Source organism: Ruegeria sp. A3M17 (assembly GCF_003318255.1).
Taxonomy (GTDB): Bacteria; Pseudomonadota; Alphaproteobacteria; order Rhodobacterales; family Rhodobacteraceae; genus Ruegeria.
In genome coordinates this window covers 1-11,898 of the sequence record NZ_QOCF01000038.1, presented here as the reverse complement: position 1 = coordinate 11,898, position 11,898 = coordinate 1, and the positions used below count along the sequence as shown (strand labels likewise).

The 11,898-nt window shown below is 58.5% G+C and carries 11 protein-coding genes; 8 read left to right on the top strand and 3 right to left on the bottom strand.

Features of this window, described 5'->3' with window-relative positions; translation table 11 throughout:
* Positions 1 to 780 (top strand): heme ABC transporter ATP-binding protein, encoded by a 780-nt coding sequence (locus tag DS906_RS20855; protein ID WP_113791981.1) that lies wholly within the window; start codon positions 1 to 3, stop codon positions 778 to 780.
* Positions 781 to 841: 61 nt separating this feature from the next.
* On the opposite strand, the gene DS906_RS20850 is transcribed toward DS906_RS20855, so the two are convergent.
* Complete coding sequence (locus DS906_RS20850) at positions 842 to 1,444, bottom strand: TetR/AcrR family transcriptional regulator (RefSeq protein WP_113791980.1); 603 nt, start codon at positions 1,442 to 1,444, stop codon at positions 842 to 844.
* A 138-nt stretch (positions 1,445 to 1,582) separates the two neighbouring features.
* Between DS906_RS20850 and DS906_RS20845 the strand changes: the two genes are divergently transcribed.
* From DS906_RS20845 to DS906_RS20815, 7 genes are all read left to right on the top strand, one after another.
* Positions 1,583 to 2,047, top strand: a complete 465-nt coding sequence (locus DS906_RS20845) for a (2Fe-2S)-binding protein (RefSeq protein ID WP_113791979.1) — start codon at positions 1,583 to 1,585, stop codon at positions 2,045 to 2,047.
* 3 nt (positions 2,048 to 2,050) lie between these two features.
* Positions 2,051 to 4,237 carry a xanthine dehydrogenase family protein molybdopterin-binding subunit gene (locus DS906_RS20840; protein WP_113791978.1) on the top strand — a complete coding sequence of 729 codons (2,187 nt, stop codon included), beginning with the start codon at positions 2,051 to 2,053 and terminating at the stop codon, positions 4,235 to 4,237.
* Positions 4,238 to 4,368: 131 nt separating this feature from the next.
* Positions 4,369 to 5,688, top strand: coding sequence for a glutamine synthetase family protein (locus tag DS906_RS20835; RefSeq protein ID WP_113791997.1), 1,320 nt, complete (start codon positions 4,369 to 4,371; stop codon positions 5,686 to 5,688).
* A gap of 59 nt (positions 5,689 to 5,747) precedes the next feature.
* Complete coding sequence (locus DS906_RS20830) at positions 5,748 to 6,428, top strand: type 1 glutamine amidotransferase (RefSeq protein WP_113791977.1); 681 nt, start codon at positions 5,748 to 5,750, stop codon at positions 6,426 to 6,428.
* The gene (locus DS906_RS20825; RefSeq protein ID WP_113791976.1) at positions 6,428 to 7,786 is read left to right on the top strand and encodes a glutamine synthetase family protein; all 1,359 of its coding nucleotides are present in this window, start codon (positions 6,428 to 6,430) and stop codon (positions 7,784 to 7,786) included. Before DS906_RS20830 ends, DS906_RS20825 begins: the two co-directional genes overlap by 1 nt.
* A gap of 8 nt (positions 7,787 to 7,794) precedes the next feature.
* Positions 7,795 to 9,099 (top strand): FAD-binding oxidoreductase, encoded by a 1,305-nt coding sequence (locus tag DS906_RS20820; protein WP_113791975.1) that lies wholly within the window; start codon positions 7,795 to 7,797, stop codon positions 9,097 to 9,099.
* A gap of 113 nt (positions 9,100 to 9,212) precedes the next feature.
* Positions 9,213 to 10,427 carry a DegT/DnrJ/EryC1/StrS aminotransferase family protein gene (locus DS906_RS20815; protein ID WP_113791974.1) on the top strand — a complete coding sequence of 405 codons (1,215 nt, stop codon included), beginning with the start codon at positions 9,213 to 9,215 and terminating at the stop codon, positions 10,425 to 10,427.
* Between the two features lie 6 nt (positions 10,428 to 10,433).
* On the opposite strand, the gene DS906_RS20810 is transcribed toward DS906_RS20815, so the two are convergent.
* Both DS906_RS20810 and phaR read right to left on the bottom strand, forming a co-directional pair.
* Complete coding sequence (locus DS906_RS20810) at positions 10,434 to 11,192, bottom strand: serine protease (RefSeq protein ID WP_113791973.1); 759 nt, start codon at positions 11,190 to 11,192, stop codon at positions 10,434 to 10,436.
* An 11-nt stretch (positions 11,193 to 11,203) separates the two neighbouring features.
* A complete protein-coding gene (phaR, locus tag DS906_RS20805) occupies positions 11,204 to 11,758 on the bottom strand; it encodes a polyhydroxyalkanoate synthesis repressor PhaR (RefSeq protein ID WP_058274099.1) in 555 nt (184 codons plus the stop codon).
* Positions 11,759 to 11,898: the final 140 nt, after the last annotated feature.

The following is an 11,898-nucleotide window of genomic DNA, read 5'->3' as shown; positions in this document are numbered from 1 at the left end:
ATGAAGGGCGAAAACATACACGTCAAACTCGGCCGTAAGGAGATTCTCCACGGCGTGGACTTTGACGCAGAACCCGGAAAAGTTACAGCCATCATCGGCCCGAATGGCTCGGGAAAATCTACGTTACTCAAAGCCTTATCAGGCGAACTTGAATCTTATGGAGCGATTTCTCTGAACGGGCACAGCATTTCCGAGCTGAAGCCCTGGCAACTGGCTGCAATGCGCGGGGTTCTACCGCAATCGTCAACCGTTGCCTTTCCCTTCACTGTGCTCGAGATCGTCCGTCTGGGCCTTGCGAACGGGCTGGCCGCGGCGGATGACAGTCTGCCAGCGAAGGCTCTGGCCCATGTCGATCTCGCCGGGTTTGAGCACCGGTCTTACCAGAACCTTTCGGGGGGTGAGCAGCAACGCGTTCAGCTTGCCCGCGTTCTGACCCAAGTCTGGGACGCGACATACCACGATCAGCCCAGATGGCTGTTGCTGGACGAACCCGTTGCAAGCCTGGACATCGCGCATCAGTTCACTGTGCTGGGCGTCGCAAGAAAATTCGCCACACAAGGCGGCGGCGTTGTTGTGGTGATGCACGACCTGAACCTGACGGCGCTGTTTGCCGACTATGTGTATGTCATGTCGGAAGGATCTGTTTGGGGCTCAGGCACACCAACTGCGATCCTGAACGACCAGACGATGCTGCAGGTTTATGGCATCGACCTGCCGATCAGCACCCTGCCTAAAGCTCAGGTTCCGTTCATCCTGCCGCAGGCCATGCGACAGACTTAACGGCGTAAAGGGCCCACTTGGGGCGAGCAGTAACTCCGCCTGCCCTAATCACGCACCAAAACTAGACGCCGTAACGGCTCAGTATCATCTCGACGCTGCTGTCTATAGTCGCGGTCATTTCGGTTTCGGTCAGAACGTTGCCAGAGAAAACCATCGGCCAGAAAGCTCTGGACTTGATCAGGCCGATGAATTCCTGCCCTGCCAGTTCGGGGTTCTCGATCCGCAACTGCCCGTCATCGGCTGCATCCTTCAGCATCTCAATAAAGATCGCGGTCTTGTCGAGTTTGCCCTGTGCAGCCGCAGCCAGATCGGGGTTGCGCAAGGTTTCGCTGATCACCATCCGCGCCATCGCCATCACTTCGGGCAGCATCAGAATGCGCCCTTCGGCCCAGGCCAGATTGGTTAGCTGCTCACGAATGTCACGCCCTTTTTCATAGCGGATATCCCGCACGGCTGCGAACCGGTTGGACAGTTCTAACACGATGGATCGAAACAGGTTTTCCTTGCTTTCGTAGTACTTGTACAGCGTGCGCTTGGACACCTCGGCCTGCGCTGAAATGCGGTCCATGCTGGCTGCGGCGAACCCCTTTTCCTGGAATTCAGCCACGGCCGCTTCGATGATTTGGGCTTGTTTGGACGCATTCGGCGCTGTGCATTCGTTCATGTCTAAAAGCTATAGACCTATTGACAGATCGAGGTCAAATTCTACGTAAACTCTCGAGTTTACATGTCTGGATTTCTCACCTAGTGTAAACGCGCCAGTTTACCACTTTAGGTACCAGCCAACACGGAGAGCCCCCTCATGGCATTGACTTTGAAACTGAACGGCGAGACCCACACGGTCGACGCCGAACCCGGCACGCCCCTGCTGTGGGTGATCCGGGACGAACTTAAGCTGACCGGAACCAAATTCGGTTGCGGCGTCGCATCCTGCGGCGCGTGCACAGTGCATCTGAATGGTGAGCCCGTGCGCTCGTGCCAAACCTATATCGAGGACGTCGAAGACGCTGAGATCACCACGATTGAGGCCGTTGGCGACGACAAGATCGGGGCGGCTGTTCAGCAAGCCTGGGTCGAGCTGGACGTGGTCCAATGCGGCTATTGCCAGTCGGGGCAGGTCATGTCGGCGGTCGGTCTACTTTCAGAGAACTCCAAGCCCAGCGTCGAAGAAATCGACGAGTACATGCACGGCAACGCCTGCCGTTGCGCCACCTATCAACGCATCCGCGCCGGTATCCAGCGCGCATCAGAAATCCTGGAGGCCTGATCCATGACCCTCAACACCTCTCGCCGCGAATTTCTGAAAGGTGCTGCTGCTACCGGTGCCGTTCTTCTGGTTGGCGCGCGCCCTGATGGGGCGCTGGCGGCTGCCCCTTCTGACACCACTCAATTCAACCCATTCGTCAAAATCGACGCCGATGGAACCGTAACGGCCATCGTCAAGCATTTTGAAAAGGGCCAAGGTCCTGCGACCGGTCTGCCGACGCTGATCGCCGAGGAAATCGGCCTGACAATGGACCAGATCGAGTACGAATTCGCGCCGTCCAACCCGCAGGTCTACAACAACCTGTTGTTTGGCCCGTTTCAAGGCACCGGCGGATCGACCGCAATGGCGAACTCGTGGATGCAGTATCGCCAGGCAGGTGCGGCGGCGCGTGAGATGCTGATCAATGCCGCTGCGCAAAGCTGGGGCGTGGACGCATCCGGCATCACCATTGAGGAAGGTATCGTCAAGGCCGGCGACAAATCGGCCCCAATCGCTGAATTCGTGGCCGCGGCCTCTCAACTGGAGGCCCCAGTCGAGCCACGCCTGAAAGACCCGTCAGAGTTTCGTCTGATCGGCAACGAGACGGTGCGCCGCAAGGATTCGGCAATCAAAGGCAATGGTCAGGCGATGTACGCGATGGACGTCCATCTGCCGAACCAGATGGTCGCCATGATCAAACGGCCCGAATCGAAGGGTGGCATCGCCAACGGCTTTGACGACAGCGCGTCAAAAGAGGTCAAAGGCTATATCAGTGCCGCCATCCTGCCCAATCAGGCGGGTGTCGCTGTCTATGCCGAAAACACCTGGGCCGCCATTCAGGCGCGCGACGCGCTTGAGGTCGAGTGGGACACGTCCGGATCTGAGACCCGCGACTCGGACCAGATCAAGGCTGAAATCATGGCCGCTCTGGACGCCGAAGCTGCGTATAACGTGAACAAGGCGGACGTCGCAGCGGTGTCGGCGGCCATCGATGGCGCAGACAAGGTCGTTGAAAAGACCTTCTACTTTCCCCTGCTGGCCCACGCGCCGATGGAACCTCTGAACTGCACCATCGAGCAAACCGCCGAGGGCGACATTGTCCTGCACGACGGTGCGCAATCGCCGACTGGTCCGCATATGGCCTTTCAGCAGATCTTCCAACTGCCGCCAGAAAAGATTCACATCAAAACAATGCTGGCCGGCGGATCCTTTGGACGGCGGGCGACGCCAGATGCGGATTATCAGGTTGAGGCGGCTCTGGCCTTTGTGGTCACCGACCGAACGCGCCCGGTCAAGCTTGTCTGGACCCGCGAAGATGACATTCGCAGCGGTTATTACCGCCCTGCCTTTGGTCACAAAGTGCGTGTCGGATTGGATGGAAATGGCGAAATCGTCGGCTGGCGGCATCAGGTGGCTGGCCAATCGATCATGAAGGGGACAGCGTTCGAATCCTTCGCCGTTCACGACGGCGTCGATCACAGCTCGATCGAAGGAATTGCCGACAGCCCCTACCAAATCCCCGGCATGTCGCTTGGGCTGACAGATACTCCAAAGGCAACCTCCGTTTTGTGGTGGCGATCCGTGGGGCACACCCACACGGCCTATGTCATGGAAACGATGATGGATTTGGCTGCCAACGCCGCTGGCCGCGACCCAGTCGAATTTCGTCTGGCACATCTGGCAGACGCCAGCGATCCTGATCAGAAGCGCAAGGCGAATGTCCTGAAACTGGCTGCTGAAAAGGCGGGTTGGGGCAATGCGCCTGTCGGTCGGTCACAGGGGATTGCGGTTCACAAGTCCTTTGGGTCTTATGCGGCCGAAGTGGTCGAGGTTTCGGGCGATCCCGAAACCGGCATCAAGATCGAAAAGGTCACTTGCGCCGTGGATTGCGGGATTGCCGTCAACCCGGACATTGTCCGCGCCCAGATGGAAGGCGGGATTGGTTACGGCATCGGTCATGTGATGCGTGATCAGATCACCCTGACAGGCGGCACCGTGGATCAATTCAACTTCCCCGATTACGAGCCTTTGCGGATCGGCGACATTGCCGCGATTGACGTGCACATCGTGCCATCAGCCGAGGCCCCAACGGGCGTTGGTGAGCCAGGCACGCCGCCCTCGGCACCGGCGCTCGCAAACGCGATTAACGCCATGTCCGGCGATCTGGTCGCCGAGCTGCCCATGGCTGAAAACGGCGTCAGCTTCGCCTAAGCATCTCACCCCGCGCCAATTCCACCGGTTTGGCGCGGGTTATTTTTCGGCGAGTCAAAATTTGATCAAATTTCGTGACAACGGGTCGCGCCTCTATTACACCTCAGGTAGCCAGAGTAATGGAGTCAGTGATGGATCTGAGTGCCCTGCACAGTTTTCGCGTTGCCGCATGTGATCTGAATGGTCAGATGCGAGGCAAGCGTGTGCCGCCCTCTTACGCCGACAAGCTGGACAAAGGCACGCTGCGCATGCCGTTTTCAGCGTTGAATGTCGACCTGTGGGGCGCGGATATCGACGGCAGCCCGTTGGTATTCGAATCCGGTGACGCGGATGGTGTCTTGCTTCCGACCGAGCGCGGCCCGGTGCCAGTGCCTTGGCTGGAAACGGAAACCGCCCTTGTCCCCATGTGCCTGCATGACGACGAAGGCACCCCGTTTGCTGGCGACCCCAGGCATGCACTTGCGTCTGTTCTTGATCGCTATGCACAGCGCGGCTGGTCGGTCATTGCGGCGACAGAGCTGGAGTTCACCTTGCTCGACGCCTCGGGTGCGCATCCGCAGCCGCCGGTCAATCCTGTGACCCGGCGACGGTTGGAGGATGAAGCAGTCCTGTCGATGGCAGAAATGGATGCCTTCGATGCGTTCTTCACCGACCTTTATGACGGGTGCGCTGCGATGGGAATTCCCGCGCAAACCGCCATCTCGGAAAGCGGTATTGGCCAGTTCGAAATCAACCTGAATCACCAAAACGCCATGCGCTGTGCCGATGATACATGGCTTTTCAAGGCCTTGGCGCGTGGCCTTGCCCGTAAACACGGGTTCACCGCAACCTTCATGGCGAAACCCTACGCCGATGACGCTGGCAACGGGATGCATGTCCATTTCTCGGTCGTGGACCAACAGGGCCGCAACGTTTTCGATAATGGCGGCCCCGAAGGCACCGATCTGCTTCGTTGGGCCGTGGCGGGATGCCTGGCCGCGATGCCCGGATGTACGCTTGTCTTCGCACCGCACGGGAACTCATTCACGCGCCTGATCCCGGGCGCGCACGCCCCAACCGGTGCGTGTTGGGCCTATGAGAACCGCACTGCGGCTGTGCGTATTCCCGGTGGCGCGCCGGTCGCACGACGGATCGAACACCGCGTCGCCGGTGGGGACATCAACCCCTATCTGATGTTGGCCGCTGTTCTGGGGGGCGCCATGAACGGCATCGAAGATCAGTCGGAACCGCCTGCCCCGATTTCGGGCAATGCCTATGAGGTCGACGGGCTGCCGCAATTGGCTGCCGACTGGACCCAAGCCATTGCAGCATTCGAAACAGACCCCAATGTCGCGCGCATCTTTCCCGCCGATCTGATCCGCTATTTCGCCATGACCAAGCGACAGGAAATCAGGCGGTTTGCCGAGCGTCCATCCGAAAACCATTGGCTGAGCTATGTCGAAGCCGTATGAGCCCTCTTGCCCGCCCGTATCTACTGGGCTAGAATAAATTTGATCAAATTTGGTGACCCATGAAAATCGGCATCCTACTGACCGGCCATCCACCTGATGAACTGCACGACCAATTCAGCGAATATGACGCGATGTTTGCCGCGCTGCTGGACGGCAACGGTTTTACCTACCAAACCTTCGCCGTTGTAGACGGCCAGTTCCCCAAGGACGCGTTTCAGGCTGATGGCTGGATCATCACCGGCTCGCGCCATGGCGCGTATGAGGATCATGCGTGGATACCACCGCTCGAAGATCTGATCCGCGCCATTCAACACAGCGGTCGTCCGCTGATCGGTGTGTGCTTTGGCCACCAGATCATCGCGCAGGCGCTTGGCGGCAAAGTCGAAAAATTTACCGGTGGCTGGGCCGTCGGGCGCACCGAATATGACTTGGAAGGCCAATCCGTCACCCTGAATGCCTGGCATCAGGATCAGGTGGTTGAGCTGCCCGAAGGCGCACGCGTGACAGGCAGCAACGACTTTTGCCGCAATGCGATGGTCAGTTACGGCGACAACATCTGGACCGTGCAGGCCCACCCGGAATACGGCGATACCTTTATCCAGGGCTTGATGGAAACGCGCGGCAAGGGTGTCGTTCCCGACCCGTTGATGGAAGCGGCCGCCAACCGGCTGCCCGGCCCCGACGACAACGCGACCATCGGACGGCACATGGCAGAATTTCTGAAGAAAGAGAGGGCCTGATGGCCGACTGGACAGACCAGCTGCCAGAAGCAGCAAAAACCTATATCTCCGGCCACCGGTTGGATGAGGTTGAATGCATCATCTCGGACCTGCCGGGCATCGCGCGTGGCAAGGCCGTACCTGCCAGCAAATTCGCGCGGCAGACTTATTTCCACCTGCCCGACAGCATCTTTTATCAAACCATCACCGGCGATTGGGGCGAAGCAGCGGGTGAGGACGGGTTCATCGAACGGGATATGATCCTGAAACCTGATTTCTCGACCGTATCTGCCGCGCCGTGGACAGGTGACTGGACATTGCAGGTTATTCACGACGCCTATGATCGGGACGACAAGCCGATCCCTTTCAGCCCGCGAAATGTTCTGAAACGCGTCGTGCAACTGTATCACGACAAGGGATGGAAACCGGTCGTAGCACCGGAAATGGAGTTCTTTCTGGTCGCACCCAATGTCGACCCGGCACAGGGCATCAAACCGATGATGGGCCGTTCGGGTCGTCCGGCAGCCGCGCGGCAGGCCTATTCGATGACCGCGGTGGACGAGTTCGGACCTGTGATCGACGACATCTATGATTTCGCCGAGCATCAAGGGTTCGAAATTGACGGCATCACGCAGGAAGGCGGCGCGGGTCAGCTGGAAATCAACCTACGCCATGGCGACCCGGTCAAACTGGCCGACGAAGTGTTCTACTTCAAACGTCTGATCCGCGAGGCCGCGCTGCGCCACAACTGCTTTGCCACGTTCATGGCAAAACCGATCGAGGATGAGCCAGGCTCGGCCATGCACATCCACCACTCGATTATCGACATGGAAACAGGCCAGAACATCTTTTCCGGTCCTCAGGGCGGTGAAACGGACGCGTTCTACAACTTCATCGCCGGCTTGCAGAACCACTTGCCTGCAGGTCTGGCCGTGATGGCCCCATACGTGAATTCCTACCGCCGTTATGTGAAAGACCACGCCGCGCCGATCAATCTGGAATGGGCGCGTGACAATCGCACCACGGGCATTCGCGTGCCCCTGTCCGGCCCCGAGGCACGCCGCGTGGAAAACCGGATCGCAGGGATGGATTGCAACCCCTATCTGGGCATCGCGCTGTCCCTGGCCTGTGGTTACCTGGGCCTGACCCGGCAAGAACGCCCGCGCCGCCAATTCTATGGTGACGCATATGAGGGCGAAGGTGATATCCCGCAGGTTATGGGCAACGCTTTGGACCTGTTTGATGAGGCCACTGCCTTGCACGAAGTTCTGGGCCCTGAGTTCGCCCGCGTCTATGGCATCGTCAAACGGGCCGAGTACGAGGAATTCCTGCAGGTCATCTCTCCGTGGGAGCGCGAACACCTGCTGATGAATGTCTGAGGCACCCAATGAACCTGCTTTATTCAAATGACCGCAAGGCCGAATACCCGGCCAGCTGGTACGCTGCGACGGCCAATCCGGTGGACCGCTTCCCCACGCTGTCCGGCGATGTGAAGGCTGATGTTTGCATCGTGGGCGGCGGGTATACCGGCCTATCCGCCGCGTTGCATCTGGCCGAAGCAGGGTTCGACGTCATCCTGCTCGAGGCACACCGCGTTGGCTTTGGGGCATCTGGCCGCAATGGCGGTCAGCTGGGCAGTGCACAGCGGATGGATCAGGAAGACCTCGAGCGACTGGTCGGCGATGATGACGCCGCCAAGCTGTGGGATCTGGCCGAGGACGCAAAAGATCTGGTCAAATCGCTGATTGCGAAACACCAGATCGACTGTGACTTGAAACCCGGCGTGGCCGTTTTGGGCCTCAGCAATGGTGAACAGCAGGAGCTTCATGACCACGCAGCGCATCTGTCCGACCGCTATGGCTATGACCAGATCAAGGTTCTGGACGAAGGCGCCGGCCACGCGCTGTGTCCCTCACCTGCCTATCGCGGGGGTTACCTGGATATGGGCGCGGCGCATCTGCACCCGTTGAATTTTGCGTTGGGGCTGGCCCAGGCAGCGGCAAAAGCAGGCGTACGCATCTGTGAAAGGACCGAGGTTCTTGGCGTCGGAGAAACCACACCAGTCGTTGTGAAATCCGCGCAGGGCAATGTGACAGCAGACCACGTCATTCTTGCCTGCAACGGATATCTCGGCGATCTGAACCGCAAGGTGGCCACAAAGGTCATGCCTATCAACAACTTCATCGCCGCGACCGAGCCTTTGGGCGCTGATACCGCCCACGTCCTGACAAAAGACGTGGCTGTCGCCGACACCAAGTTCGTGGTGAATTACTTCCGCCTTAGCGCCGATGGTCGCCTGCTGTTCGGCGGCGGCGAAAGCTACGGCTACCGTTTTCCCAGTGACATTGCGGCAACAGTGCGCAAACCCATGGCCGAGATCTTTCCGCACTTAAGGGATGTAAAGATCGACTACGCTTGGGGCGGCACTCTGGCCATCACAATGCGCCGAATGCCGTATCTGGCGCGGATCGCGCCCAATATCCTGTCCGCGTCGGGTTATTCCGGGCATGGGGTCGGCACGGCCACGCATGCGGGCCAACTGATGGCACTGGCCATCCAGGGGCAAGCCGAAGGGTTCGACACGATGGCCCGCGTCCCCGCCCTTCCCTTTCCCGGAGGACCTGCCCTGCGCAGCCCGCTGCTGGTGCTTGCGATGACATGGTTCGCGCTACGGGACCGGTTGGGCTTCTAACATTTGGGAATTTTGACAGATCGGTGAAATTTCGCCTTAGGGGCGAATGAAGGCTTGGATTGCATTTTGTTTAGCTTTATCTTTCCCAAAGATAGAATTTGGGAAAATCAAATATGACGCTTCCGCCAAACGTACATGCCGCCGAACCAATCCCCCCAGCAGCAAAAGAAGCCATCGACGCCTTAATGCAGTCAGGCGATCTGTTTCGCTATACCGCACCGCAAGACGCACCGGTTGCCTTGCTTGAGGCCGAGTTTGCCCAGTTGCTCGGCAGTAAATACGCGCTGGCTGTTTCGTCCTGCTCGGCTGCCCTGTTCCTGTCGCTCAAGGCGCTCGGTCTGCCGCGGGATGCGCGGGTTTTGATCCCTGGCTTCACTTTTGCCGCCGTTCCGTCCTCGGTCCTTCATGCGGACTGCATCCCGGTCCTGTGCGAAGTGGGTGAGAATTATCGCATCGACATGGCGGATTTCGAAGCCAAGCTGGACGAAGTTCAGGCCGTGATCATCAGCCATATGCGCGGCCACACTTCGGACATGGATGCCATCATGGCGCTGTGTGACGCACGCGACATCCCTGTGATCGAGGACGCGGCGCACTCGCTGGGCACAACTTGGCACGGGCGCAATATCGGCACGATCGGCAAGATCGGCTGTTTCTCGTTCCAGTCCTACAAGATGATTAACGCAGGCGAAGGCGGTATTCTGATCACCGATGATGCCGATCTGGTGGTGCAAGCCGTGATCATGTCGGGCGCGTATGAACATAACTGGAAGAAGCACAAAGGACCGCAAGGCGACAACTCGCCCGAGTTGGAGCAGGCGTTCGCCCGCTGGCAGAACCAATTACCGCTCTATAACTTGCGGATGAGCAATCTCAGCGCTGCGGTGATCCGGCCACAAATCCCGGAACTTGCGCGCCGTGTGCGTGATGGCCTGTCCAACCACGACTATGTTGCCGACCGATTGAATACATCGCCCCATATCGACGTCCCCGCCCCTCTGGCGCCTGAACGTCGGGCGCCGGATTCTATACAGTTCAACCTAGTGGACATGGACGACAACGATATCCGCGCCTTTGCTGCGGCGACTGAGGCGCGTGGCGTCAAAGTTCAGGTCTTTGGCCTGAGCCAGGACAATGCGCGCGCGTTCTGGAACTGGCAATTCCTGCCGGAAAAGTTCGAGCTACCGCAAACCCGCGCAATGCTTATGAAAGCCTGCGACGTCCGTCTGCCTGTGCGCCTGACGCGCGAAGAGCTGGACGTGATTTCAGATATCCTGCTGGCGTCTGTGGGCGAGGTTACCGGCCCGGTTCCAGTGTATGGAACCTGACGACGACTAAGGTCCAAGGTCAAACAGATCGACCGGCAAAAACAGCGCTGTGATCCCTTTGGGGGTTGCAGCCACGCGGGATAGAATTCCGAAAACCTGCAAACCGGTTTCCGTCCTAACCAACAAAGGTGCACCAGAATCCCCCATCATGACCGGACATGTCGCCAACAAAACTCCGCTTGAATGGCGGTGCGGTTGGCAGGGTTTTGTTTTGCTCAGCACATGGGGCCGGATACCGGGATACCCCGCAACAAATGTTGCGGTCGCGCTATCATCCGCCAGGGGTAGATAACCGACCTGCAGCCCGATCGGCGCGCTGAGTTCCAGAACCGCCCAATCCAGGTCCGCTCTGTCATCAAACCGGCCCTCAACACCCTGTTCGGGATGGACTCGATACCTTTTCACGGCTGAAACCGCAGCGGCTTCTCCGCGCTGATAACCGGCGGCAAAACGGATGCTTGAAGGTGGAATCCACCGCTGACGCGGTGTGTTGTACAGGCAATGCGCCGCGGTCAGGACAAGATTGTCCGAAACAAGAACACCGGTGCAGTGAGACTTCTGATCCCGACTGGCAAAATTAACACGTCCAATCGCGCGCCACGAGGGCTGATCGGCCGCGAGAATCTCACGCGCACGAATCGCGTCACATCCGGCTGCGGCCCGTGTCCCCAATGTACAAACTTGGGTCCACTGGTCCGAGAATACACCTTGCGACAACGCGGGTTGCATCCAAAGTAGCGTGATACTCAGGATCAACCAGCGCATTTTTGGCCGCGTCAGTTAAGTTTGGACAGCTTTTGCTGCAGTTCCGCCAACTGTTTTTTGATGTCGTCCAAATCTTCCTTGGGCTCGGATTTGGCGTCATCGTCTTTGTCCGGGCCGGACCATCCGCCGGACAGACCACCAGTCATGGCTTTCAGGAATGCTTGCTGCTGCGCCTGCATTGCATCGAACCCCGGCATCTGAGACATCGGATTCATCGCGCTCATGTTTTCCATCATCTTGCTCTGGTTTTCCCGCAGCATCTCGAATGAGCTTTGCAGGAATTGCGGCATCACACCGCCACCCGGCAGCATGTAGCTGCGCACAAGATCGTTCAGCACATTGACCGGCAGCACATTTTCGCCGCGGCTTTCGTGTTCAGCAATGATTTGCAGCAGATATTGCCGCGTCAGATCATCACCTGACTTCAGGTCTATGATCTGTACTTCGCGCCCGTCCCGAATAAACGACGCGATGTCTTCAAGCGTGACGTAGTCACTGGTCTCGGTGTTATACAGCCGACGGCTGGCGTAACGTTTGATCAACAGTGGTTTTTCTTGTTCCGACACCGTTTACCCTCCCCAAGGATGATGCATTGCAGCAAAGACTATGCGAGCGCAGCACAAAAAGAAAGGGCAGGTCTTTCGACCTGCCCTGCGCGATAGCACCGATTGGGAGGAGTAGGTGCGTCTCGCGGCGTTTGCTTACT